This window comes from Bacteroides sp. D1 (genome assembly GCF_000157095.2).
In the GTDB taxonomy this organism is placed as follows: domain Bacteria; phylum Bacteroidota; class Bacteroidia; order Bacteroidales; family Bacteroidaceae; genus Bacteroides; species Bacteroides xylanisolvens.
Map to the genome: position 1 here is coordinate 349,180 of NZ_JH114350.1, position 23,962 is coordinate 373,141.

The following is a 23,962-nucleotide window of genomic DNA, read 5'->3' on the forward strand; positions in this document are numbered from 1 at the left end:
AAAATTATGCAACCACTAGCAGAACGGTTACGGCCAAAGACTTTGGATGATTATATCGGTCAGAAACATTTAGTTGGACCGGGGGCTATCTTGCGGAAAATGATTGACGCAGGACGCATCTCTTCGTTTATTCTCTGGGGACCTCCCGGAGTGGGTAAAACAACCCTTGCGCAAATCATTGCCAACAAACTGGAAACACCTTTCTATACGTTAAGTGCCGTGACTTCCGGTGTGAAGGATGTGCGCGAAGTGATAGAACGTGCCAAGAGCAACCGCTTCTTTTCACAGTCCAGCCCAATTCTGTTTATTGATGAAATCCATCGGTTCAGCAAGTCGCAGCAGGATTCTCTGTTGGGAGCGGTAGAGAACGGAACAGTCACGCTGATTGGCGCAACAACGGAGAATCCGTCGTTTGAGGTCATCCGCCCTCTCCTGTCCCGCTGCCAGCTTTATGTGCTCAAATCTTTGGAGAAAGAAGATTTATTGGAACTTCTGCAACGTGCCATCACCACGGATGCCGTATTGAAAGAGCGCAAAATTGAATTGAAAGAAACAACAGCCATGTTGCGCTTCTCCGGTGGAGACGCCCGCAAGCTGCTTAATATATTGGAACTCGTTGTGCAATCGGAAACGGAAGAGACTGTCGTCATCACCGATGAAATGGTGACCGAACGGTTGCAACAAAATCCGCTGGCATACGACAAGGATGGGGAGATGCATTATGACATTATCTCCGCTTTCATCAAATCTATTCGTGGCAGTGATCCCGATGGAGCGATCTACTGGCTTGCCCGTATGGTGGAAGGAGGCGAAGATCCTGCTTTCATTGCCCGCCGACTGGTGATTTCGGCTGCCGAGGACATTGGTTTGGCAAACCCGAACGCACTGCTTCTCGCTAACGCCTGCTTTGAAACATTGATGAAAATCGGCTGGCCCGAAGGACGGATTCCTTTGGCTGAAACAACGATTTATCTGGCTACCAGTCCGAAGAGTAATTCGGCATACAGCGCGATCAATGACGCACTGGAGTTAGTCCGTTCAACCGGTAATCTGCCTGTCCCCTTGCATCTGCGCAATGCTCCGACCAAACTGATGAAGCAACTGGGCTACGGACAGGAATATAAATATGCACACAGCTATGAAGGTAACTTTGTCAAACAGCAATTCCTTCCGGACGAACTGAAAGACAAACGGATATGGCAACCGCAAAACAATCCGGCAGAGCAGAAGCATGCCGAACGGATGATACAGTTGTGGGGAGACAAATTCAAGAAATGATATTTTCAGGCATAGATTACACGGATTACGCAGATGCTTCATGCAAAGCATATTTTAAGAAAACGTGAAATCCGTGTAATCCGCGCCTATAATATCAATATGTTGTTAAGAAAACACGTATAACTTATTATTAATATTGAAATTGAAATGAAGATTGTAGTTTTAGACGGCTTTGCCGCCAATCCCGGAGATTTATCCTGGGAAGGTATGAAAGTTCTTGGAGAATGTACAATTTATGATCGTACAGCTCCGGAAGAGGTATTAGAACGTGCAGCCGGTGCAGAAGCAATTCTGACTAACAAGGTAATCATCAATGCAGACCACATGGCTGCACTGCCCGAACTGAAATATATCGGTGTATTGGCTACCGGATACAACGTGGTAGACACAGCTGCTGCCAAAGAACGGGGAATCGTCGTTACTAATATTCCTTCATACAGCACCGCTTCCGTTGCTCAAATGGTATTTTCGCATATCCTGAACATCACTCAACAAGTGCAACACCACTCCGAAGAAGTGCACAAAGGCCGTTGGACAAACAACAAAGATTTCTGTTTTTGGGACACTCCGTTGATGGAACTTCGGGATAAGAAAATCGGTCTGGTAGGATTGGGAAACACCGGATATACCACAGCGCGTGTTGCTATCGGATTCGGTATGCAAGTGTACGCATTGACTTCTAAATCTCACTTTCAGTTGCCACCGGAAATCAAAAAGATGGATTTGGATCAATTGTTCAGCGAATGCGATATTATCAGTTTGCACTGCCCGCTTACACCGGATACACGCGAAATGGTGAATGCACGCCGTCTTGCTATGATGAAGCCGACAGCTATCTTAATCAATACCGGTCGCGGACCGCTTATCAACGAACAAGATCTTGCAGATGCTTTGAACAGCGGTAAGATTTATGCAGCCGGTGTAGACGTGCTTTCTACCGAACCGCCTTGTGCCGACAATCCATTGCTGACAGCAAAGAACTGCTACATCACTCCGCACATTGCCTGGGCAACCATAGAGGCTCGTGAACGTCTGATGAATATTGCAATCAGCAATCTTCAGGCTTACATTTCTGGCAAACCAGAGAATGTAGTCAATAAATAATTAGCATTAGTGTAATTCATAACGAGGGTGTCATAATGCCCGAAGTGTTTAGGCACACACGTTAAGTATAAAATATATAAAAAGCTCCCCTTATTTTATCTCTCTACCATGACTTAGAGTGATGTTAAATAAGGGGAGTTTATTTATTCCGACTAGAATCTCTATTTCGAAATTCTATATGGACAATGTATGAGTGTATGGACAAAGTTATTAGTACACAGACACAAGACTAATATACAAATAATATATTAGTATGAGTGTCCTCCTTCATCCATTTCTTTCTCGGTAATCTTATGCCGGTCGATACTACGCCAAGCGTAGAAAATATAAGCAATCACGAACGGAACAAGAATGGAAACATAAGCCATTGTCTTCAGTGTAAATTCACTGGAGCAGCTATTGGCTAATGTCAATGAGCTTTGCAGGTCGGTATATGACGGATAATAGGCAGTATTGTTGTACCCTGCTACCAGTAGCAAAGATAAAACAGTCAGCACCGTACCGATTCCTGCAAACCAGATACCTTTATCAAAAGTCTTTTTAAGCAATGTCTTTCCGATACCGAAAAGAACCAGTACCACCCCAATCAGGAATAAAGCCAGCACTACTGGCATCTCGATAAAGTTTGTGAGATACTTGTATGGCTGCATATAAATCTCCTGTGTTTCCGGGTTAACGGCAAAGCCTTCGGACACCAATGTACGAATGACAAACGACAAAAAGAATACAAGGAACAAGACTGTGTTATTGCGTACTGCACGACGACATTTGTCAGTCAGTTCTTTGTCATCAATATTATTAATGAAATAGAGTGCTCCCAATACACGGGCAAGGAAGAAGACAGCCAATCCGAGAATTACATTCCAGATATTCGTCAACGCATCCAACCCGTGCCAGCCATTTCCCCAATGACTGATTACCGGCATAATGGTATCTGTCATGTTGGCCTTATTAATATAGAAATCAGAACCGGTGAAGAAAGTAGCCACCGCCCCGCCAAGTAACACAGGACCCACTACCCCATTAATCACCAAGAAAGTCTGATATGTCTTTTTACCTAACAGATTTCCTGCCTTACTCTGAAACTCATAACTGACAGCCTGCAATACAAAACTGAAAAGTATAATCATCCAAAGCCAATAAGCACCACCGAAACTGGTACTGTAGAACAACGGGAAAGAAGCAAAGAAAGCTCCTCCAAACGTCACCAACGTAGTAAACGTAAACTCCCACTTACGCCCGGTAGAATTCACCATCATCTTACGATGCTCTTCGGTTTTACCCAGACAGAACAATAATGAATTACCTCCCTGCACAAACAATAAGAACACGAGTATGGCTCCCAGCAAGGAAACGACAAGCCACCAATATTGTTGCAAAAATATATACATAAAATTCAAGTATTAAGTAATAAGTATTAAGTATTATGCGTCCGGTCCTTTCTTGATAGCTTTCACCATAATTCCGACACCTGCAATCAGCATCACTGTAAACAGGAGCAGGAAGATAAAGAACGTAGTTTGCACGGAGCTTACATCCAGTTTGGAGATAGCAGCCATCGTAGGCAACATATCGCGGATAGCCCACGGCTGACGACCACATTCGGCAACCACCCATCCGGCTTGTCCGGCGATGTAACCCAAAGGAATTGTCAGCAGAGCAATCCAGTGCATCCAGCGCATCTTACTCAAATCCTTTTTATAGATAAAGAAAAGAACGACTATAAAGAACAAGATGAAATATCCGCCCAAGATTACCATTATACGGAATGCGTAGAAGTTGAGAGGAACATTCGGAACCAGTTGGTTCACATCTTTGATATATCCGTAGCCAAAATAGGGAATATTTTCCTGCAATACATTATATGCAATCTTCGCATCTTCCTCGTGTCCGGCACTCTTTGCAGCACGATAGGCGGCCAATGCGCCGATAGCCGTTTTACCACGTTCTATCTTCTCGGCAGCAGAGAGAGCCTTCGATCCGTCTTTCAACTGATACCCACCTTCGATGATATTCGTAATGCCCGGAACGTAGCCGTCCACATTACGCTCGGCAAGGAAAGAAAGCATACTCGGGATTTCAAAACGGAAGAGGAAAGGATCTTTTCCATCGTTGTAAGTCTTCTTTTCAGGGTTCAATACTCCTATTCCGACAAGACCGACATTCGTTCCGCCTTCATACAGACCTTCCACTGCTGCCAGTTTCATCGGTTGTGTCTGGGCAATCTGATAACCGGAACCATCGCCCGTCCAAACAGAAAGCAACGATGCTACCAGTCCGAAGATTGCACCAATCTTGATGCTGGCCAGTGCAAACTCACGATTACGTTTCTTCAACAAGTACCAACAACTGATACCGACTACAAAAATAGCACCCAACACCCAGCCGGACAGTACCGTGTGGAAGAACTTATTGACTGCTACAGGCGAGGTAGCCACCGCCCAAAAATCAACCATCTCATTACGGACAGTGTCAGGATTGAATTCCATGCCTACCGGATGCTGCATCCATGCGTTGGCAACGAGAATCCACCAGGCAGAAATCGTAGCTCCCAATCCCGTCAGCCAGGTGGAAGCCAAGTGGAAACGTTTACTTACTTTTCCCCATCCGAAAAACATAACCGCGATAAACGTAGCTTCCATAAAGAATGCCAAAATACCTTCAATAGCCAACGGAGCACCGAAGATATCCCCTACAAACCACGAATAATTGCTCCAGTTCGTACCGAATTCAAACTCCAGAATCAACCCCGTTGCCACACCGATGGCAAAGTTAATACCGAAAAGTTTCATCCAAAACTGGGCAGTCTTTTTCCAAAATTCGTTGCCTGTTTTATAATACAGCGTCTCCATGATTCCCATCACCACTGCCAGTCCGAGTGTGAGGGGAACAAAAATCCAGTGGTACATGGCTGTCATCGCAAATTGGGCTCTCGACCAATCGATCAGCGAGGTGTCAATACTTTCAATCATAATCCTATGTAGTTTAAGAGTTAAAAATCAGTAGATTTATCGGGGATGGCACGTTCTATCAGTTCATTTCCCACGTATGTACCTTTGTCGGCATCCGTTGGGTGGTCGCCGAGGAAATCAGGGAAAAAGAACATTTTGAGGATGAAGAACATGACGAATAATTTCAGCAAAATAATAACCCATAGAGTACGTCCTAAGGTCATACTACGGAAGCCCTCCAAATAGAAATTCCAGATCGTAAGCAGTGTATTCTTCATATGTTTACGTTATAATTTGTAATGAGTACAAATATACATTTTTTATAATTAAAACAAACAAGTAGTCAAAAAAGTTGCAAGATTTGTCGTGTTTTTCTTCAAAAACCGACCTATCGACAGAAAAAAATCATTTAACGGCGAAATAACGTCATCCGTCTATCGTTTTTGCGGCATATATAATATGTACGTACCTTCGCTAACAGTAAATCAATAGAAGTATGAATATGATAAATGTAAGAAGATTGACAGTGATGACATTTCTTGGAGCAAGTATGCTGTCCGGCATATCTGCCCAGGTTTCTCCGCTGCAAGTCGATACGCTGAAAGAAACGAAAATCCCGGATCAATGGGACTTGCAGTCATGCATCGACTATGCAAAGGAGCAGAACATTACAATTCGCAAAAACCGGATCACTGCGGTCAGCACGCAGATTGATGTGAAGACAGCTAAAGCTGCCTTGTTTCCCAGCCTTTCGTTTTCTACCGGCCAACAGGTGGTGAATCGTCCGTATCAGGAGACAAGTAGCCGGGTGAGCGGTAGCGAGATTATCAGTAGCAACAGCAAAACGAGCTACAACGGTAATTATGGACTGAATGCTTCGTGGACTCTATATAATGGTAATAAACGGTTGAAAACCATCCAACAGGAGAAGTTGAATAATCAGATGGCCGAGCTGGATGTGGCGACTTCCGAAAATAATATTCAGGAGTCCATCGCTCAAGTATATATCCAGATTCTTTATGCAGCCGAATCTGTGAAAGTAAACGAAAACACCCTGCAAGTTTCCATTGCGCAGCGCGACCGAGGACAGGAACTTCTGAATGCCGGAAGTATTGCCAAAAGTGACCTCGCGCAACTGGAAGCACAGGTGAGCACCGACCGATACCAACTTGTCACCGCGCAAGCCACTCTTGAAGATTACAAATTGCAACTGAAACAACTGCTCGAACTGGATGGGGAGAATGAAATGAACATCTACCTCCCTGCCCTGTCCGACGAAAATGTGCTGGCTCCGCTGCCTACCAAAAGAGATGTGTACATCAGCGCATTGAGCCTTCGTCCGGAGATTGAAGCGAGCAAACTGAATGTAGAGGCTTCTGAACTGGGTATCAATATCGCTAAATCGAGCTATTTCCCTACCATCAGCCTTAGCGCAGGAATCGGAACCAACCATACCAGCGGCAGCGACTTTACCTTCGGAGAACAAGTGAAGAACGGATGGAACAACTCTATCGGATTGTCTGTCAGTGTGCCTATCTTCAATAATCGTCAAACGAAAAGTGCCGTACAAAAAGCTAAATTGCAGTACGAAACGAGCATATTATCCTTGCTTGACGAACAAAAGGCACTGTACAAAACCATTGAAAGCCTTTGGCTGGATGCCAACAGCGCGCAACAGCGTTATGCTGCCGCAAACGAAAAGCTGAAAAGTACACAAATCAGCTATGAGTTGATTAGCGAACAGTTTAATCTGGGAATGAAGAATACCGTAGAACTCCTTACTGAAAAGAATAATTTGCTGCAAGCACAGCAGGAACAGCTTCAGGCTAAATATATGGCTATACTGAATACACAGTTGCTGAAGTTCTATCAGGGAGATCAATTAGCTTTATAAAGAGTATAAAATCAGCATTATAAATAAGTAAAAGCATAATAAACGAATGAAAACGAAAAAGATTATTCTAATCGCCGTAGTAGTCGTTGTGGTTGTAGGAGCAGGAATATGGCTCTTTGCCGGTTCACCCGCCAAACACAAAGTGACGTACGCCACCGCTACTGTCAGTAAAGGCGATATTTCAAATTCGGTGACTGCTACCGGAACGATCGAACCGGTGACGGAAGTAGAAGTCGGTACGCAGGTGTCCGGTATCATCGACAAAATTTACGTAGATTACAACTCGGTAGTAACCAAAGGACAACTGATTGCTGAGATGGACCGCGTCACATTGCAAAGTGAACTGGCCTCACAGCAGGCAACTTACGATGGTGCGAAAGCTGAATATGAATATCAGAAAAAGAATTATGAACGCAGCAAAGGCTTGCACGAAAAGTCACTGATTAGTGATACGGATTTCGAACAGGCACTCTACAATTATCAGAAAGCGAAAAGCAGCTATGACAGCAGTAAGGCATCGCTCGCGAAAGCGGAGCGTAACCTATCTTACGCTACCATTACTTCACCGATTGACGGAGTAGTCATCAGCCGTGATGTAGAAGCAGGACAAACCGTTGCTTCCGGATTCGAAACTCCGACACTGTTTACCATTGCTGCCGACCTGACACAGATGCAAGTAGTAGCCGACGTAGATGAAGCTGATATAGGTGGTATCATAGAAGGCCAACGTGCCAGCTTCACGGTAGATGCTTATCCGAATGATGTATTCGAAGGGATCGTTACCCAGATTCGTTTGGGCGACGCAAGCAGTACGAGCAGCACGAACAGCACTTCAACAGTAGTCACTTACGAAGTAGTCATCTCTGCCCCCAACCCCGACTTGAAACTGAAGCCGCGTTTGACGGCTAATGTCACGATCTATATCCTTGACAAAAAAGACGTATTGTCCGTTCCAAACAAAGCCTTACGATTCACACCGGAAAAACCGTTAATCGGCAATAATGACATCGTAAAAGATTGCGAAGGCGAACATAAACTTTGGACGCGCGAAGGAACTACATTCACCGCTCATCCGGTAGAAGTGGGAATCAGCAACGGCATATCCACCGAAATTATCAGTGGTATTCCCGAAGGGACAAAGGTGGTAACCGAAGCTACTATAGGTGTAATGCCCGGTGAAAACATGGGACCTGAAGGAAATATGGAAAATAGCGGAGAAAGAAGTCCGTTCATGCCGGGTCCTCCGGGAAGTAAGAAGAAAAAATAATTATTCAATGTGCCAATAACGAATTGGCGCATTAGCACATTATTGACGATGAAAAAAGTAATTGAAATACAAAATATCAAACGTAACTTTCAGGTAGGCGACGAGACCGTTCACGCATTGCGGGGCGTTTCGTTCAATATCAATGAAGGGGAGTTTGTCACCATCATGGGTACTTCCGGTTCGGGGAAGTCTACGCTGCTTAATATATTAGGCTGCCTAGACACCCCGACCAGCGGAGAGTATCTGCTCGACGATATTCCCGTACGTACGATGAGCAAGCCTCAACGTGCGGTACTAAGAAACCGGAAGATTGGATTCGTGTTCCAAAGCTACAATCTGTTGCCTAAAACAACGGCTGTGGAAAATGTGGAACTACCGCTGATGTATAACTCTGCCGTCAGTGCTTCCGAACGTCGTCGCCGCGCTATCGAGTCTTTACAGGCTGTAGGATTGGGGGATCGTCTGGAACACAAATCCAACCAGATGTCCGGCGGACAGATGCAACGGGTAGCCATTGCACGTGCGTTGGTCAACAACCCGGCAGTGATTCTTGCCGACGAAGCGACCGGAAACCTCGATAGCCGTACTTCCTTCGAGATACTTGTACTGTTTCAGAAACTTCATGCAGAGGGACGTACGATTATCTTTGTGACACATAATCCCGAACTTTCGCAATATAGCAGCCGGAATATCCGTCTGCGTGACGGGCAGGTTATCGAGGATACTGCCAATCCGAAAATTCTGTCTGCCGCCGAAGCACTGGCGGCATTGCCGAAGAATGACGAGGATTAATTAATGTGATAAGGAGTAATGAAGTTATAAGATGATATGCTTAGAGCATCATGCCAACATTTTACAGTCTCATAACTTTATAACCTTATAATAGCCTTATACCTTCAGAACCCCATTAATAACTCCATAACTTTATAAACATGAATGGAACTAATTTATTAAAGATAGCTCTCCGGGCATTGGCGAACAATAAGCTGCGTGCTTTTCTAACCATGCTCGGTATCATTATCGGTGTTGCTTCCGTCATCACGATGCTGGCTATCGGACAAGGTTCGAAGAAAAGCATCCAGCAGCAGATTTCCGAGATGGGATCGAACATGATTATGATTCATCCGGGAGCCGATATGCGTGGAGGTGTCCGGCAGGACCCGTCTGCGATGCAGACCTTGAAGCTTGCCGACTACGAGGCCTTGCGCGATGAGACCAGTTTCCTGTCTGCCATCAGTCCCAATGTTTCGTCATCGGGACAGCTTATTGCCGGTAACAACAACTATCCGGCTTCGGTGAACGGTGTCGGAACAGAATATCTCGATATTCGCCAACTGACTGTTGAGAACGGAGATATGTTTACAGAAGCTGACATACAGAGCTCGGCCAAAGTGTGCGTGATTGGAAAGACCATAGTCGACAATCTGTTTCCGGACGGAAGTGATCCGGTTGGTAAGATTATCCGTTTCAACAAAATACCTTTCCGTGTAGTAGGAGTGCTCAAAGCAAAAGGATACAACTCTATGGGACAAGACCAGGATGCCGTAGTGCTTGCGCCATATACCACCGTAATGAAACGTCTGCTTGCCGTTACGTATTTGCAGGGAGTGTTTGCCTCTGCCCTCACCGAGGATATGACGGACTATGCAACTGACGAAATCAGTACAATCCTCCGCCGCAACCATAAACTGAAGGCTTCGGATAACGATGATTTCACCATCCGTACCCAACAGGAATTGAGCACGATGCTCAACTCAACCACCGATTTGATGACTACCCTGCTTGCTTGCATCGCAGGTATTTCGCTGGTAGTGGGTGGTATCGGGATTATGAATATCATGTATGTATCCGTTACGGAGCGTACCCGTGAAATCGGTCTGCGTATGTCTGTCGGCGCACGCGGGGTCGACATTCTAAGTCAATTCCTCATCGAAGCCATCATGATTAGTATCACGGGAGGTATCATCGGAGTGATTATCGGCTGCGGAGCCAGTTGGATTGTCAAGAGCGTAGCGCATTGGCCTATCTATATCCAGCCGTGGAGCGTATTCCTCTCCTTCGCAGTATGTACAGTTACAGGAGTCTTCTTCGGATGGTATCCGGCTAAGAAAGCAGCAGATTTAGATCCGATAGAAGCCATCAGATACGAATAAAATGGATAATTACCAATAAAAGAATTATCTTTGTCTTTATGAAACAAACCTTTACATCCGCACGTCGTCCCCTGGAAGTACTGATACACATTATCAGCTGGGGGATTATGTTCGGTTTCCCGTTCTTCTTCGTCGAACGTGGAAACGGGAACATCAACTGGATGGCTTATACACGCCACCTTGCCGTACCACTCTCTTTCATGATTGTGTTCTACGTGAATTATTTCATTCTTGTGCCGCGCTATCTTTTCCAGAGTCAGGCCAAAAGATATGTGGTCTACAATATTATCTTTTTATGCGCCATCGGTGTGTTGCTTCATCTCTGGCAAAGTCTGACGTTCGATCCGTCATTCGCTCCCAAATCAAAAAGACCGGGGATGCCTCCGGGATGGTTGTTTTTCCTTAGGGATATGTTGAGTCTCGTATTCACTATCGGACTAAGTGCCGCTATCCGCATGAGTGCCCGATGGACACAGAATGAAGCTGCCCGAAAAGAGGCGGAACGGAACCGTGCGGAAGCGGAACTGAAGAACCTGCGGAACCAACTGAACCCGCACTTTCTGCTGAATACGCTGAATAACATCTATGCATTGATTGCATTTGATTCGGACAAGGCGCAACAGGCAGTTCAGGAGTTGAGCAAACTGCTTCGTTATGTGTTATATGATAACCAGCAGACATACGTTCCTCTCTGTAAGGAGGTCGATTTTATCCGCAATTACATCGAACTGATGCGCATCCGTCTGTCCGCCAACGTGCAGATGATTACTAAATTCGATATTCAGCCCGACAGTCAGACGCTCATTGCCCCGCTTATCTTTATCTCTTTGATAGAGAACGCTTTCAAGCATGGCATCTCCCCTACTGAATCGAGTTTCATCAGTATTCATATTTTGGAGAATGACAACGAAGTGGTGTGTGAAATCCGCAATAGTAATCATCCTAAGACAGTGGAGGATAAGAGTGGCTCGGGCGTGGGATTGGAACAAGTCAGCCGTCGGTTGGAGATACTTTATCCCGGAGCTTATACGTGGTTGAAAGGCGTCTCAAAAGATGAAAAGGTATACGAATCGAGATTAAGTATCAAGATTAGAGAGTAGAAAGAAAGACGTTCAGTATAAAACGTCAAGTACCAATGTTTAGTATAAAGCGTCAAGTACAAGATTTTGGATATAAAACTTTAGATATAAAATAGTATGATGTTACGTTGCGCAATCGTTGACGATGAACCTTTAGCTCTTAGCTTGTTAGAGAGTTATGTGAATAAGACTCCGTTCCTGCAACTTGCAGGAAAGTATTCCAGTGCGGTTCAGGCGATGAAAGAATTGCCGGGCGAAGAGGTCGACCTCCTGTTTCTGGACATTCAGATGCCGGAGCTTAACGGTCTGGAGTTCTCGAAGATGGTAGATCCGCATACGCGCATTGTATTTACCACCGCTTTCGGACAGTATGCCATCGACGGTTATCGTGTCAATGCACTCGATTACCTGCTGAAACCAATCTCATACGTTGATTTCCTGCAAGCTGCCAACAAAGCTCTCCAATGGTTCGAACTCGTACAGAAACCGGAAGAGATAGACAGTATCTTTGTGAAAAGTGACTACAAACTGGTACAAGTAGACTTGAAGAAAATCATGTATATCGAAGGACTGAAAGATTACATTAAAATATATACGGAAGACGCTCCCAAACCTATCCTGTCACTGATGAGTATGAAAGCCATGGAAGAGCTCTTGCCATCCAGTCGTTTCATACGTGTGCACCGCTCCTTTATCGTACAGAAAGATAAAATACGTGTGATTGACCGCGGACGTATCGTGTTTGACAAGACATATATTCCTATCAGCGATAGTTACAAGCAAGTTTTTCAGACTTTTCTTGACGAAAGGAGCTGATTATTCATTATTTTATCGGTAAAAAAGTGATTTTTGTCGATTATAGTTTGCCAAAATCCGTTTTATATCTACCTTTGCAAAGAACAGAAAGGGATTGTGAAATTCCAAGAATAGAATAGTTTAGTTAAGTCTAGTTTAGTTTTTGTGTTGATCGGAAGCCTGCGAGCGAGCATGAGCTTCCGATTTTTATTTTATTGATATACAGCATATTAAAAGCACAATCGAACTATTTTTCCTATCAATTAGTAGTCTATAATAGAGAGCAAAAACGTCACTTTTGACGCTATAAAATGGTCGGATTATGGTCGGAAAATTCCCGGATTAGAATCTGATTATAAGTAAATTACAATAGGATGTTAAAAAAATAATGGTCGAAAACGCCATTTTTACCCTAAAAACACAAATTATGGCTACATTAACATTGGTAATAGTTCCCGCAAAAAGGTTATCAGACGGGACACATAAAATAAGAATTCGAGTCGCACACAACTCTGAAACGAGATTCATCACCACGGATATAGTGGTAAGGGAAAACGAGTTTAAGAACGGTAAAATAGTACACCGTCCAGACAAGGATTTTCTCAATACAAAATTACAACAGCTATACAACCTTTATTTCAAGCGATACATGGAACTGGACTACCCTGATTCGCTCACGTGCACGCAATTAGTCAAAATGATAACTAACCCGTTAAACGGAGAAAAGCATCGTAAGTTCGAGGATATCGTGGATGAATATCTGTCCCAAATAGATGAAGAAGAACGTACCAAGACATACAAACTCTATCGGCTGGCCACAAACAAGTTTATGCAATTCATCGGGAACGGTTCTCTCATGGAACATATTACCCCTATCAGAATGAACCAGTACATATCATGGCTCAAAAAGACAAAGCTGTCAAGCACCACAATCAACATCTACATAACCCTCCTAAAGGTTATCATTAACTATGCTATAAAGATGAGATACGTCACCTACGATATCGACCCTTTCATCACAGCCAGAATTCCATCAGCCCAAAAGAGGGAAACGCAAATCACCGTCGAAGAACTCAAGACAATCAGGGACGCCAATTTAGAGCATTACAATCTCAACGTCACACGGGACATTTTCATGCTTACTTATTATCTTGCCGGCATGAACCTAGTAGACATACTAGCATACGATTTCCGGACGGATGAAATAAACTACATCCGAAAAAAGACCAAAAACACCAAAGAGGGGGACTCCCTGATTTCCTTTTCCATTCCCGAAGAAGCAAAGCCCATTATAAAAAAGTATATGAAAAAGAATACAGGGAAAATTATATTCGGGAAATACAAGAACTATACCTCCTGCTATAACCTGCTGGCTAGGAAAATCAGTCAATTAGGCAAGGTGGCAGGAATCAGGCATAAATTCACCCTATATTCAGCCCGCAAATCTTTCGTCCAACATGGATATGACCTGGGAATTCCTCTTAGTACACTGGAATACTGTATCGGGCAGTCAATGAAAGAAGATAGACCAATCTTCAACTATGTCACAATAATGAGAAAACACGCTGATAAAGCAATCAGGGAAATACTTGACAACTTGAAAAATGAATAATCACATATAAAATAAATCACTAAGAATTTGCATAATAACCAAATGCTTATTATCTTTGTAGTGTCAAATAAGAGTTCTTAATTTTAATGTTTAACTGATGAAAGATGAAGAAAAAAAAGAATTAGAACAAGAGTATGAGAATTTAAAACTTCTCGCTTCTTTTCACGAGGCCTATGGGGTTCCTGAAAATGCCAAAGAACGGGAAGCGCTTATAAATGACATACTCGATCGGATGAACGAAATCCAAGAGAAATTAAAAAAGTTGTAATTAACATCCCTCCCTTCGGGGAGGGACAAACATTAAAAGCTATGATAGATTGGAATGATTGCCTGCCAACAAAAGAAATGCAGGCTGACTTTGAAAGATTCAAAGAACTAAAAACCACAGAAGAAAAAGAAGCTTTCAAAAAGGAAATGCAGGATAAATATAATAAACTACCGGAAGCCCAAAAGGAAGCCTACAAAAAAGCATCTGAAGCTGGGCTAAAAGCAACGGTAAATGCCTGCAATGATTATATAGAAAGAGCGGAAGAAGCCATATTACGTGATAAACTTGGAGAATTGCCCGAAGCAATCTCATTCAGTTATATTGCAAAGAAATATTTTGGTAAAAGTAGAAACTGGCTATATCAGCGTATTAACGGAAATATAGTCAACGGGAAAAAGGCTCGCTTTACTGACAATGAACTCAAAACGTTCCTGAACGCTTTGAACGATGTTAGCGAAATGATTCATCAGACATCATTAAAAATCAGTTAAGCTCTTATTTGACACCATCCCTGCATTGAGCCGATGCAGGGATTTTTATTGTCTAATCGAAAAATAATTGTATCTTTGCAACATCAAGATAATACGGACATAATTCGGATTATTTTGGTTTGACTTTGGTGAGGGGGTGGTTCCCCTCACTTTTTTATTTCTACCGAACATTCTATAGTATATTATTTTCTGAAAGAGTCACATTGTACAATTTTTCCAACAAATTACTAGACATATATTCGTTTTTGTTTGCCTTTTGAAACAAGACTGGTGGAAAATGTATATATTCCATTCGGCGGGATACAGATTCATCATTTATCCCCTCTTTCAATCGCACATCTTTCAACTCAAGGTTATTGAACAAATCGGCATTCAAGTATAACCTTCGTGTCTCAATTGTTGATAATGAACTAAATGAGTTAAAAAACAACAACACAAGTTCATACTTTGACAGTTGCGCTCGAAATATATTCGAATATTTTAGGGGCGAAGTGAATTCCGAAGTCATTTCCAAAATATAATAAGCATTCCTAAAATATGTGCCAAGTTGATTTTTATATGGGGCAAAACAATGATCAGCGGCTTTAGCACAAGCTTCAGCTATGGGCTTGAAATTATTCTGTTCAAAATAGATCTTAATCGCATTTAAACAGAGGTAATCATAAGTGTTTATATGTACAGGATAAATATTAATCTTTCCTTTATGTATTCCAAATTCATGCTCTGAATAAATGTTGTTAATGGCAGCATTCAATTGACCATATATAAACATCCATTGCTCTTTAGACATATTTTGGGGAATAATCCTCCTTACAAATTCCTCTTTGGAAAAATTTTCAGGAATACCTCTTCTTATTTCCAAATAGAAAGTATGGTATAACTCTACATAAATCTGTCGATAAGTTTTTTCTGGTGTACAAAACTCATTGTAAGGAGTTATTTTCCATTCACATTGTTTTTCATCATATACCCAATCTATTCTTTTCACTCGCAAGGCATCCCGATATGAAATAAAAATCCTAAGCAACTCAAAAAAGACAGCTCTATCCTCGCTATTCAAGAATTGCTGTTTATTCTGTCTTAATGTAAATAAAACTCCGACGAATGCTATTAATCCTGCAATCGCTCCTAATAGACTTCCAAACTCACCCCAGTCGGTCTGTTTATCCGCAAACTTACCTTTGGTCTGAATAAAATAGAAAGCTAAAATGACTATTATAATTAATATGAGGATGACAGTTCCCCAAACGAGCCAACCTTTTACATTTCTTTTCATTCTTATCATAAATCAAAATCTAATAAGTTTTAAAACAATATTATCAATTCAAATATAATCATGATTTTGATAAATAAAAAATATTTCCAGAAATAATAGATTCCAAAGGTACTAAAGTTTGTTCTTATTTATCACAGCAAACAATATAATATAAGTGCTCACCAATTATAGCTATACTTGACTTAAAAGAAAAGTGCTCACTTTTTTATATCCTTACCGAACTTTTCAATTATATATTAGTACTATCTTATGTAACCCTTCTTGAGAGTTTGTTGATTCGTGTGTTGTTGATTGGAGGGATTACAAAACTAAGAGGTAGCCGAATAGCTACCTCTTATAAACTCTATTATGATTGCTACTTAGTGAGAAGAAAGCCCTAGAATAAATACTCTTAGTACTTTCTTACTTTCTGATGTCTTGAAAGAATATAACTAATAATTAAATCGATTGAACTTTTCCATTATCAATAAGCCAACGTTCTTGGAAACTTCTTCTTGCGGCCCAACATATATCATTTATAAAAGCAATATTCATAGTTGCACCAACACCGGCACCTATAAGAGGAATTGCTTGAATTGCCTTTCTTTTTGTGATATTAATACCAAGTTGTTTAGCTAGACTCTTGATTGTAATCAATATGGCTTCATTACAATACTTATTTACAGTAGCTTTTTCAGCCATTTTTTTCCAACTTTGTTTTACAAGAATAACATTTAATTGTTTAAGAGTAACTAATGCCATATTCTTTTCTTGCATAGAATTAGAACCGGCAACAGACATTATAGAATATACAAATTGAGTATCTTCTAATGTTAATGCTTTATAACCATAGCAAATTCCTATTTTATGTATTGTTCTTAATGCAATAGTTACAACCATAGGAATATCAACAAACATACCTGGTAAGCCAAAAAAGCCAGCGACTCCCCCTTCTAGACCAAGTCCGGCCAATGCCCAATTATGAACTTCATCTGCTAACTTATCGGACAATTGAAGATCTTTTGTTTTTAACTCAATTATTGAATTAACTTTTGCATCCCGTATAATATCTTGTTCATCAGTAATTAACTTTGCCAAAGTATTAGAACCTGTTAGAGCACCTTGTATCGCTTTTTGTGGGATAATCCTATTTGCAACCAGAACAATAGGCTTAGTCATATAACCTACAGCTTTGGAAACTACCGATGGTTCAGTAGCTTTCCAAATTTTAATATCTTTAATTTGACCTTCTTCGTATATATTCATCTTTTTACAAAACCTGTTTTACTACTTTATTAGTTTAATCCATTAAAAATAAATTTAATTTCTTTCCTTAGGTTAATTACCTCACAAACGCAATTGTGAGCATATTTATTTTCTTCTGCCATAGTAATTAGTCAGTGACCAAATAGACAGTATTTCCTAGTCTACGAAAAAGCTTATCGTAGTTTTTAGTACGCCCATGGATTTGAAAAGGAGTAATTTCACTTTTATCTTTCTTCAAATACCATTTATTTTCATTTAGAGCATTTGCAATCTCTGTTGTTGTCATAGGAGTACCCTTTTCTTTCAACAATTTAATAATAGCTTCGTGTAATGTCATATCTTTTTAATGCTGTTTTTGGTGTTTTTTATCATACATGAGTTTAGTTTGAAACTCTTTCGTTATTTCATCTTCTGAAATGATATTTTTTGATAAGGTCCAAATAATGATAGGACTTCCATCATCATAACGGATACCTACTCCAATTGCCAGCCAAATTTGGAGATGAAGTTCATAGCCAAAACTGATGCAAAGGTATAAGAAAGCCCCGAATCAAAGAGACGGGACAATATAAAAAGGACTTATCATTAATAGAACATAACTTATCTCTAAAATAATAAATCAATAATGATTGTTTGGTACAATTACTTTAGAATCTTTCATCATACTAATATATACTTTCAAAAATGCTTCAGCAGTATCAAGATTAGACTCAACATTAGAAGGGTTATATATTCCTATTCCATCTGCATCTTGCGGTTTTGTCAAATGACTTGTATACCAGTAATACAAACCACCTTCCTTTTCAATTCTTGCATACACAGTTACCATATTATCATATTTATCTTTCACCGCATAAGTGAATCTTTTTATTGTTTTAGCCATATGATGATTATATTTATAAGATATACAGATTATATACTCAATCTTAATTTCAAATTAGTTTTTGTAGGACAGCAAAATCTAGTAAGAACATCAATAGGCAAACTAAATGCAGTTGCCATTTCCTCATTTGAGTATTCCAATTCATTCTTATGAAGTTTATAAGCTTCATTGTACATATTCGGCATATCAATATATACACTCACAGGTTCGCTTTTTCTATATCCTCTTCTACTTAGTTCAATACTAAAATATTTATATTTTTCGTTAGTAATACATTTCAAATCTTTTGCCCTACGTACAATAGATGCCATGGAGGTTAACCAATATCTTTTTAATTCCACCAAATACTGCAGTTTTAGTCCACGTAAAGAATTTGATATAGCATCAGAAGGCATAAGGAATTCTGAAGCAAATCTATTTGCTTCATCTTCTTTATCCCTATATTCAGAGATTAGAAACTCATTTGAAGTATGCATGATCAAATGTCCCAGTTCATGTGCTAAAGTGAATCTTTTATGATCATTACTGAAATTCTTATTAATAATAATCACATAATATCCACCATCTGTCAAAAAAGAAACCCCGTCAAATAGATCCACATCATAATCCAATTCTATGATTATAATCCCATTTCTTTCCAGCAAAGAGAATATATTCCGAACCGGTTCATCTTTCAAGCCTAAATACTTCCTGGTGTACTGAGCCACGGTTTCGGGTGTATATCCATCTTCAAGGTCAATCATTCGAAATGACATATCTGGAAATTCCACAGACTCCCCCATTTGGTCTACAATATAACCTAATAACTTATTTGAAAGGTCTATTTGGGAACGTTCATTTTTAGTCATTCCTTTCTTCCTTCGGTAATGCGCATTTTCTGCAATATTTGAGATTTTCTTCTCATAAAAGTCAGTTGGAAATCCCAGAAAATCAATTATGCGATTAAGCACATCGGTAGATAAAGGACCAATACCCTTCTCATACTTAGATAAATTGGATTGTGACAATCCAACAATCTTAGAAGCAAGCTCGGTTTGTGAGTAACCTCGATATTCACGAGCAAATATTATCTGCTTATAGTTGATTTCCATTTTTGCTATCAGTATTGTTGTTTTCTAAAATAAATTCGGTGATGTATTATATTATTAATTATTTGTTCCTTCTTTCTTTTTGATATTTTGGCGTACAGAGAGAGACGCAGCGGCTGGCTGAACATCCATTGTTCTATTAACCGTAAAAATATCATTTTCAGAAATAGTCCATCTCACTCTGTTTTCATCGATATAAACCAATTTTGGATTTATAATCTCCCCAAAACGACTTTTATTATATCCAAAAAATAAAATAGGCTCTGTCCCGTTATCATACATATCAAACAAATAACCTTGCTCTTGGTTCTGAATAGATGATGAAAAACGAGTTGGAACATTCATTGGCATATTTTTACTATTTAATTTCTTAAAAAGCATAATATATCCATTAACTCTAAGCATAAATCTTTTGTACTTTCCAAATGTCCAGTCATCTTTAAAAACAGACTGAACACTTTGAATTATTTTTGAGTTTAAGAGGGAGGCTTCAAATCCTCGACAACGAGCTGTAAACGGGGTTTGTATTACCTCTTTTTCATAATTACGTACAGCATTCCAAAAAGCATCAAATAGCTTTTCTAACGACTCACGAAGTTCGTATTCACATTCTTTAGCGTTTATTATACGCTTCCTTTTGGCTGTTTCAGCCACATTCTTTATTTTTGCCATAAAAATAAAATTTTATATTTTTACATCACCGAATTTAAAGTTTATCTCTGCGCCAACAGAGATATTCTTTTGCTGCAAAGATATATATTATTTCCACAATATTGTATTTTATCACATATAATTTCGCCCCAAAATTGTATTTTCAATAAAAGAAAGGCTTATTTCTTAAATTTACACCCCAACCATCCCGCAAGAATCAAGCCAATGACATAGCAATAAACTTTATCTTTATGCAAATCCCACCAAGATAACTCGACTACCTTCTCTCTTTGATTTAGTAAAGCATTCACCTTGTTATTTATAGTATCAAGTCGATTCGAGAACTGCTGCAAAGTAATGGATAATGTTTCATCAACTTCACTCCGTTCTTGCTCCTGTTTGGAAGCGGTGGTAGTACTTTCTTTGACTAGATACTGTTTTCCGGTTGAATCCGGAAGCGACAAGTAAACTGTTTTATTCTCAATTTTCAGATCACTCAACTTGTCAGTAGTAACTTTCGTTTGCTTATTCACATCCAGCTGTAATGATTCAATTAAGTTTCGCAAATACAAAAAATCTCCTGAATAGTCAATCTGCTTTTGTGACTCAATGCTATGAGAAGTTTTGCAGGAAGTAAACCATATTCCTGACATCAGGAACATGGTTATATAGATTAGCATTTTCATACTTTCAGATATTTACAAATACCTTTCACATGAAGAGAGACAATAGTCCGTTTACCTTCTTCTGACAGCAGGAAATCCACATCCTCTTTGTTATCCTGAAACAGATTCTCCGTCAGAACAGCCGGACACTTCGTATGCTTTAAGATATAAAAACTACTCTCCTTATCTGGATCACCGTCTGCCATATCCTTCCGTATTTTCATTCCAAACAAACATTCTTCAGCAGTAGCATACAGACAGTCAGCCAGCTTATCGGCTTTTGTCTGTCCCACACTGGTCCATGCTTCCCAACCACGTGCTTGCATCCAATTTGAACCATTACCGGCTGCATTGCAATGGATAGAAATAAGAATTGCATCAGAAGTTTTATATTCATTCACTCGCCTACAACGTTCTGACAAAGGAACATCTATTTCCTCTTTCACGACCAGTTCCGCATCAATACCTAATTTACGCAATTCAAATACTACACGCCCAGCAATTTCACGGGTATAGGAGTATTCCCTTAACCTGCCATCTGGAGAACACTTACCCGGAGTATTACTACCGTGACCGTTATCAATCAATATTTTCATATCTTTCCTCTTTATCTAGTTCGTTTTCGATTCTATCAATAATTCCTTGTACATGTGTAGGCGTAGCCCGCTTAAATTCAAAACGTATTACATGGTAAATTATACGAAACCCTTTGTTTCTAGGATAAGCAATAATCAGATTCTTAAATGCGTTCTGAAGATATACATAAGAAAATACATACGTAATAGTCTTAATAACTAACAATGAATTCTCACCATCTCCTATCAAGCTCATAAAGGAGAAGACTACTTCAATGATTATAAGATAGAGGAGAAGTTCGACCAAGGCATTTTTAAACTTATCCCACTTAAAGTTTTTACAACGTATAATTGAAACACCATCAGCCCTCATTCCGCACCAAATATTAAATCCAAACATTACAACTAATGCTATAAGAAAACCTTTAGTCGGCGTTAAATAAGCAAGAAGAGAACTGAACATCGAAACGAAAATAATTCGTATCTGGTCTACATTAAATAACTCATATAACCATCTCATAATATTAATCATAAAGTTACTACCAATATTGAAAACACAGTAATCAGCCCAGGAAGCAAAACAGTAGCTAATGCGTCAAGCCAATCAAAGATGAACCCGCACTTTTTCTGAATGTACTCAACCACTATTGCGGCAATGGCGGTTGTCGTTAAAGAAACAATAGCAGATTTACAGAAATCAATGCCTAATAGAAGGAAACAGAAAATAAGCATTACAACAAAGACGAACATCCCGGCTTTGACGTGTGCCGGTCGGTTAGATTGCAAAAGCCAATCATACAATACTTTTATACCCATACTCATAGCGTTTAATTATTAATAAAATATTCTGTATGGAACAAATGTATTGAGTATAATAACGAGTTTTACAAAAATGGAAAATCTTGGAAATCAATTCTATGATAAATATCTATAAAACAAGACATTATAATTTTCACTTTTTCCATAAATAAAAAAGGGATGCTTGATAAGCACCCCTAAACAACCAACAGATTGAACTATTAATCCGTAAACATATACACGGAAAGATCAACCTTTTCTATTTCGTCTGAAATTGTATCTCCATACATTGTTAGACACACCCGATAACGGTCAATACTTCTTTGAATCTGTTGCAAGGTAGGTTTCTCGGGATATTCCGAACTGGCAAAAGTTACCAGTTCTTCACCATTCTCACTGGTACCAACCACCCGGAAGTGATGACGTACAATCCAAGTTCCGTCCGGCTGTTGCTCGATAGGCTTAGCAATCCCACGCGGTAAGATATTTTTTTGATCCATGTTTTTTGATATGTTTAATTAGTTGTTTTCTATGGTTATATTTATTCTTCAATACAAACTTTTCAAAATGTCCTTCGATATAAACATATTCCCACCATTCAGGAAGTAACATCGCTGCAATTTTACGACGGATATTGTACGTTGCAAAGTGTTTCATCAGGCCATAATAAGAGTTCATTGTACTCACAAACTTCTCAACATACGCTTCTGCAAATCCATTTTCAGCTATTCTATTAAATTTCCTGACAGCGTTATATGTGTTACCAACCACCCTGTTAGATACATAAATTCTACCCGGCAAAATGAACGCCCCAACAAACAAGACTCCTTTCTTATAATGCTGAAGATACAGCTTGCGTGGATGCAACCGTAAAAGGAGTTGTTCTTTCAGGAAACCATCAAGAAGATGGACTTTGGACAATATTTCTTCCGGAGATTTCACCACGATACAAAAGTCATCAACAAAGCGTACATAATGTCTGAATCCCAGTATTTCCATCACGAAATAATCATATACAGACGCCAGAAAGTTGGCTATGAGTTGCGACGGCAGGTTCCCGATAGCCACTCCCCTGTCAGGGTCATTATGAAACAGACTTTTATTACTGGGAAGTTTGTCCCACATGGAGACGGGAGAGCGTCTGATACACTTATTTTGTGGACAATGAAAGATAGTAACGGCTAGAAGGTAAAGCAAACATTCAATATCATCACCTTTATAATTGTCCCTTACGAATATGTTCAGCATTTCCCATACCAACGATTTCGAGATAGACATGAAGAAACTGAACAGGTCATCTTTGAAAATGTACGCATCGGCAGTATAATGCTCACTGACCTCGACTATCATGTTATTCAGATAGTGCACGGCAGACAAGCATCCCTCACCTTTCCGGCAGTTCTTGGAGACGTTTCCTTGTTCCCGGAAGCGTTCCTCTAAGATCGGCTCGATACGAAGAGCGATCCAGTGATGGACAACACGATCAATGAAAGCGGCGGCAAAAACCTCCCGATATACCGGGTAAGTCCGTATGAATACTTTTGAAAAGTCCGGTACATATTCACCGTAAATAATAGAATACCATAGCCGCACCAATGCGGACTGATAATCATTATAGAACTCAACACAATCCGTACTCGTTCTTTTCTGCCTGGCACAATCTTCGGATGCTTCGAAAATACTGCTAAGAAGTATGTCATAGATTATATTACCTGTTGCGGCGAGGGGACGAACCCGGCCCGCGCCCTGGCGGTTGCCCGTGCTGACGTTGCCGTTGTTGAAGTTCACGTTCCAACTGCTGGAAGCCGTTGCATCCGCTATCTTAGTCTTTCCCGGCTCATCACCGGGGGGATGCCCAATAAATAATTCTAATTGCTCACTCATAATCC

Annotated in this window: 26 protein-coding genes; 11 read left to right on the top strand and 15 right to left on the bottom strand. The window is 40.3% G+C overall.

What is annotated here, in order from left to right; all coding sequences use genetic code 11:
* Positions 1 to 6 precede the first annotated feature (6 nt).
* Together BSAG_RS03550 and BSAG_RS03545 are read left to right on the top strand one after the other, a co-directional pair.
* Positions 7 to 1,278 (top strand): replication-associated recombination protein A, encoded by a 1,272-nt coding sequence (locus tag BSAG_RS03550; RefSeq protein ID WP_004316871.1) that lies wholly within the window; start codon positions 7 to 9, stop codon positions 1,276 to 1,278.
* Between the two features lie 147 nt (positions 1,279 to 1,425).
* A complete protein-coding gene (locus BSAG_RS03545; RefSeq protein ID WP_008017346.1) occupies positions 1,426 to 2,382 on the top strand; it encodes a D-2-hydroxyacid dehydrogenase in 957 nt (318 codons plus the stop codon).
* Positions 2,383 to 2,630: 248 nt separating this feature from the next.
* On the opposite strand, the gene cydB is transcribed toward BSAG_RS03545, so the two are convergent.
* From cydB to BSAG_RS03530, 3 genes are read right to left on the bottom strand one after another with little or no spacing between them, the layout of a single operon-like run.
* Positions 2,631 to 3,773 (bottom strand): cytochrome d ubiquinol oxidase subunit II, encoded by a 1,143-nt coding sequence (gene cydB, locus BSAG_RS03540; RefSeq protein WP_004313357.1) that lies wholly within the window; start codon positions 3,771 to 3,773, stop codon positions 2,631 to 2,633.
* Positions 3,774 to 3,806: 33 nt separating this feature from the next.
* Complete coding sequence (locus BSAG_RS03535) at positions 3,807 to 5,354, bottom strand: cytochrome ubiquinol oxidase subunit I (RefSeq protein WP_004313358.1); 1,548 nt, start codon at positions 5,352 to 5,354, stop codon at positions 3,807 to 3,809.
* A 20-nt stretch (positions 5,355 to 5,374) separates the two neighbouring features.
* Positions 5,375 to 5,611, bottom strand: a complete 237-nt coding sequence (locus BSAG_RS03530; protein WP_004313359.1) for a DUF4492 domain-containing protein — start codon at positions 5,609 to 5,611, stop codon at positions 5,375 to 5,377.
* A 218-nt stretch (positions 5,612 to 5,829) separates the two neighbouring features.
* Between BSAG_RS03530 and BSAG_RS03525 the strand changes: the two genes are divergently transcribed.
* The 9 genes from BSAG_RS03525 to BSAG_RS03490 all read left to right on the top strand — a co-directional run bounded on the left by BSAG_RS03525 (position 5,830) and on the right by BSAG_RS03490 (position 14,892).
* Positions 5,830 to 7,227, top strand: coding sequence for a TolC family protein (locus BSAG_RS03525; RefSeq protein ID WP_008770963.1), 1,398 nt, complete (start codon positions 5,830 to 5,832; stop codon positions 7,225 to 7,227).
* A 46-nt stretch (positions 7,228 to 7,273) separates the two neighbouring features.
* Complete coding sequence (locus BSAG_RS03520) at positions 7,274 to 8,494, top strand: efflux RND transporter periplasmic adaptor subunit (protein ID WP_004313362.1); 1,221 nt, start codon at positions 7,274 to 7,276, stop codon at positions 8,492 to 8,494.
* 48 nt (positions 8,495 to 8,542) lie between these two features.
* A complete protein-coding gene (locus BSAG_RS03515; protein WP_004313363.1) occupies positions 8,543 to 9,286 on the top strand; it encodes an ABC transporter ATP-binding protein in 744 nt (247 codons plus the stop codon).
* 140 nt (positions 9,287 to 9,426) lie between these two features.
* Positions 9,427 to 10,647 carry an ABC transporter permease gene (locus BSAG_RS03510; protein ID WP_004313364.1) on the top strand — a complete coding sequence of 407 codons (1,221 nt, stop codon included), beginning with the start codon at positions 9,427 to 9,429 and terminating at the stop codon, positions 10,645 to 10,647.
* 38 nt (positions 10,648 to 10,685) lie between these two features.
* Positions 10,686 to 11,747, top strand: a complete 1,062-nt coding sequence (locus BSAG_RS03505; RefSeq protein WP_004313365.1) for a sensor histidine kinase — start codon at positions 10,686 to 10,688, stop codon at positions 11,745 to 11,747.
* Positions 11,748 to 11,843: 96 nt separating this feature from the next.
* Positions 11,844 to 12,542, top strand: coding sequence for a LytR/AlgR family response regulator transcription factor (locus BSAG_RS03500; protein WP_004313366.1), 699 nt, complete (start codon positions 11,844 to 11,846; stop codon positions 12,540 to 12,542).
* Positions 12,543 to 12,909: 367 nt separating this feature from the next.
* Entirely contained in the window at positions 12,910 to 14,133 is a 1,224-nt protein-coding gene (locus BSAG_RS03495; RefSeq protein WP_004318751.1) for a tyrosine-type recombinase/integrase, read from the top strand.
* Positions 14,134 to 14,230: 97 nt separating this feature from the next.
* On the top strand, positions 14,231 to 14,401 hold the full coding sequence (locus tag BSAG_RS25350; RefSeq protein WP_004313367.1) for a hypothetical protein: 171 nt from the start codon (positions 14,231 to 14,233) through the stop codon (positions 14,399 to 14,401).
* 41 nt (positions 14,402 to 14,442) lie between these two features.
* Positions 14,443 to 14,892: a DUF5053 domain-containing protein gene (locus BSAG_RS03490; protein WP_004311570.1), complete on the top strand. Its 450-nt coding sequence runs from the start codon at positions 14,443 to 14,445 to the stop codon at positions 14,890 to 14,892.
* A 172-nt stretch (positions 14,893 to 15,064) separates the two neighbouring features.
* Here BSAG_RS03490 and BSAG_RS03485 read toward each other — a convergent pair whose 3' ends face one another.
* From BSAG_RS03485 to BSAG_RS03430, 12 genes are all read right to left on the bottom strand, one after another.
* Positions 15,065 to 16,168 (bottom strand): putative phage abortive infection protein, encoded by a 1,104-nt coding sequence (locus BSAG_RS03485; RefSeq protein ID WP_229105646.1) that lies wholly within the window; start codon positions 16,166 to 16,168, stop codon positions 15,065 to 15,067.
* Between the two features lie 438 nt (positions 16,169 to 16,606).
* Complete coding sequence (locus BSAG_RS03480; RefSeq protein WP_004313369.1) at positions 16,607 to 17,413, bottom strand: EcsC family protein; 807 nt, start codon at positions 17,411 to 17,413, stop codon at positions 16,607 to 16,609.
* A gap of 127 nt (positions 17,414 to 17,540) precedes the next feature.
* Complete coding sequence (locus BSAG_RS03475; protein ID WP_004313370.1) at positions 17,541 to 17,750, bottom strand: HTH domain-containing protein; 210 nt, start codon at positions 17,748 to 17,750, stop codon at positions 17,541 to 17,543.
* Between the two features lie 282 nt (positions 17,751 to 18,032).
* Positions 18,033 to 18,296, bottom strand: coding sequence for a hypothetical protein (locus BSAG_RS03470; RefSeq protein WP_004313371.1), 264 nt, complete (start codon positions 18,294 to 18,296; stop codon positions 18,033 to 18,035).
* Between the two features lie 29 nt (positions 18,297 to 18,325).
* On the bottom strand, positions 18,326 to 19,387 hold the full coding sequence (locus tag BSAG_RS03465) for a helix-turn-helix domain-containing protein (RefSeq protein ID WP_004313372.1): 1,062 nt from the start codon (positions 19,385 to 19,387) through the stop codon (positions 18,326 to 18,328).
* A 54-nt stretch (positions 19,388 to 19,441) separates the two neighbouring features.
* Complete coding sequence (locus BSAG_RS03460) at positions 19,442 to 20,056, bottom strand: hypothetical protein (protein ID WP_008997727.1); 615 nt, start codon at positions 20,054 to 20,056, stop codon at positions 19,442 to 19,444.
* 158 nt (positions 20,057 to 20,214) lie between these two features.
* On the bottom strand, positions 20,215 to 20,721 hold the full coding sequence (locus BSAG_RS03455; RefSeq protein ID WP_008770959.1) for a hypothetical protein: 507 nt from the start codon (positions 20,719 to 20,721) through the stop codon (positions 20,215 to 20,217).
* The gene (locus tag BSAG_RS03450) at positions 20,718 to 21,296 is read right to left on the bottom strand and encodes an N-acetylmuramoyl-L-alanine amidase (RefSeq protein ID WP_004313374.1); all 579 of its coding nucleotides are present in this window, start codon (positions 21,294 to 21,296) and stop codon (positions 20,718 to 20,720) included. Before BSAG_RS03450 ends, BSAG_RS03455 begins: the two co-directional genes overlap by 4 nt.
* Positions 21,280 to 21,807, bottom strand: a complete 528-nt coding sequence (locus BSAG_RS03445) for a hypothetical protein (RefSeq protein WP_004311566.1) — start codon at positions 21,805 to 21,807, stop codon at positions 21,280 to 21,282. The genes BSAG_RS03450 and BSAG_RS03445 overlap by 17 nt, the downstream gene beginning before the upstream one ends.
* Positions 21,804 to 22,091 carry a hypothetical protein gene (locus BSAG_RS03440; RefSeq protein ID WP_004313375.1) on the bottom strand — a complete coding sequence of 96 codons (288 nt, stop codon included), beginning with the start codon at positions 22,089 to 22,091 and terminating at the stop codon, positions 21,804 to 21,806. Before BSAG_RS03440 ends, BSAG_RS03445 begins: the two co-directional genes overlap by 4 nt.
* Positions 22,092 to 22,294: 203 nt before the next feature.
* Complete coding sequence (locus BSAG_RS03435; protein WP_004300310.1) at positions 22,295 to 22,573, bottom strand: hypothetical protein; 279 nt, start codon at positions 22,571 to 22,573, stop codon at positions 22,295 to 22,297.
* A complete protein-coding gene (locus tag BSAG_RS03430; RefSeq protein WP_004313376.1) occupies positions 22,536 to 23,957 on the bottom strand; it encodes an RNA-directed DNA polymerase in 1,422 nt (473 codons plus the stop codon). Before BSAG_RS03430 ends, BSAG_RS03435 begins: the two co-directional genes overlap by 38 nt.
* Positions 23,958 to 23,962: the final 5 nt, after the last annotated feature.

Excerpts from the sequence above, each read along its gene's own strand:
- BSAG_RS03550 (WP_004316871.1), top strand. The coding sequence starts at position 7 with ATGCAACCACTAGCAGAACGGTTACGGCCAAAGACTTTGGATGATTAT.
- BSAG_RS03545 (WP_008017346.1), top strand. The coding sequence starts at position 1,426 with ATGAAGATTGTAGTTTTAGACGGCTTTGCCGCCAATCCCGGAGATTTA.
- cydB (WP_004313357.1), bottom strand. The coding sequence starts at position 3,773 with ATGTATATATTTTTGCAACAATATTGGTGGCTTGTCGTTTCCTTGCTG.
- BSAG_RS03535 (WP_004313358.1), bottom strand. The coding sequence starts at position 5,354 with ATGATTGAAAGTATTGACACCTCGCTGATCGATTGGTCGAGAGCCCAA.
- BSAG_RS03530 (WP_004313359.1), bottom strand. The coding sequence starts at position 5,611 with ATGAAGAATACACTGCTTACGATCTGGAATTTCTATTTGGAGGGCTTC.
- BSAG_RS03525 (WP_008770963.1), top strand. The coding sequence starts at position 5,830 with ATGAATATGATAAATGTAAGAAGATTGACAGTGATGACATTTCTTGGA.
- BSAG_RS03520 (WP_004313362.1), top strand. The coding sequence starts at position 7,274 with ATGAAAACGAAAAAGATTATTCTAATCGCCGTAGTAGTCGTTGTGGTT.
- BSAG_RS03515 (WP_004313363.1), top strand. The coding sequence starts at position 8,543 with ATGAAAAAAGTAATTGAAATACAAAATATCAAACGTAACTTTCAGGTA.
- BSAG_RS03510 (WP_004313364.1), top strand. The coding sequence starts at position 9,427 with ATGAATGGAACTAATTTATTAAAGATAGCTCTCCGGGCATTGGCGAAC.
- BSAG_RS03505 (WP_004313365.1), top strand. The coding sequence starts at position 10,686 with ATGAAACAAACCTTTACATCCGCACGTCGTCCCCTGGAAGTACTGATA.
- BSAG_RS03500 (WP_004313366.1), top strand. The coding sequence starts at position 11,844 with ATGATGTTACGTTGCGCAATCGTTGACGATGAACCTTTAGCTCTTAGC.
- BSAG_RS03495 (WP_004318751.1), top strand. The coding sequence starts at position 12,910 with ATGGTCGAAAACGCCATTTTTACCCTAAAAACACAAATTATGGCTACA.
- BSAG_RS25350 (WP_004313367.1), top strand. The coding sequence starts at position 14,231 with ATGAAAGATGAAGAAAAAAAAGAATTAGAACAAGAGTATGAGAATTTA.
- BSAG_RS03490 (WP_004311570.1), top strand. The coding sequence starts at position 14,443 with ATGATAGATTGGAATGATTGCCTGCCAACAAAAGAAATGCAGGCTGAC.
- BSAG_RS03485 (WP_229105646.1), bottom strand. The coding sequence starts at position 16,168 with ATGAAAAGAAATGTAAAAGGTTGGCTCGTTTGGGGAACTGTCATCCTC.
- BSAG_RS03480 (WP_004313369.1), bottom strand. The coding sequence starts at position 17,413 with ATGAATATATACGAAGAAGGTCAAATTAAAGATATTAAAATTTGGAAA.
- BSAG_RS03475 (WP_004313370.1), bottom strand. The coding sequence starts at position 17,750 with ATGACATTACACGAAGCTATTATTAAATTGTTGAAAGAAAAGGGTACT.
- BSAG_RS03470 (WP_004313371.1), bottom strand. The coding sequence starts at position 18,296 with ATGGCTAAAACAATAAAAAGATTCACTTATGCGGTGAAAGATAAATAT.
- BSAG_RS03465 (WP_004313372.1), bottom strand. The coding sequence starts at position 19,387 with ATGGAAATCAACTATAAGCAGATAATATTTGCTCGTGAATATCGAGGT.
- BSAG_RS03460 (WP_008997727.1), bottom strand. The coding sequence starts at position 20,056 with ATGGCAAAAATAAAGAATGTGGCTGAAACAGCCAAAAGGAAGCGTATA.
- BSAG_RS03455 (WP_008770959.1), bottom strand. The coding sequence starts at position 20,721 with ATGAAAATGCTAATCTATATAACCATGTTCCTGATGTCAGGAATATGG.
- BSAG_RS03450 (WP_004313374.1), bottom strand. The coding sequence starts at position 21,296 with ATGAAAATATTGATTGATAACGGTCACGGTAGTAATACTCCGGGTAAG.
- BSAG_RS03445 (WP_004311566.1), bottom strand. The coding sequence starts at position 21,807 with ATGATTAATATTATGAGATGGTTATATGAGTTATTTAATGTAGACCAG.
- BSAG_RS03440 (WP_004313375.1), bottom strand. The coding sequence starts at position 22,091 with ATGGGTATAAAAGTATTGTATGATTGGCTTTTGCAATCTAACCGACCG.
- BSAG_RS03435 (WP_004300310.1), bottom strand. The coding sequence starts at position 22,573 with ATGGATCAAAAAAATATCTTACCGCGTGGGATTGCTAAGCCTATCGAG.
- BSAG_RS03430 (WP_004313376.1), bottom strand. The coding sequence starts at position 23,957 with ATGAGTGAGCAATTAGAATTATTTATTGGGCATCCCCCCGGTGATGAG.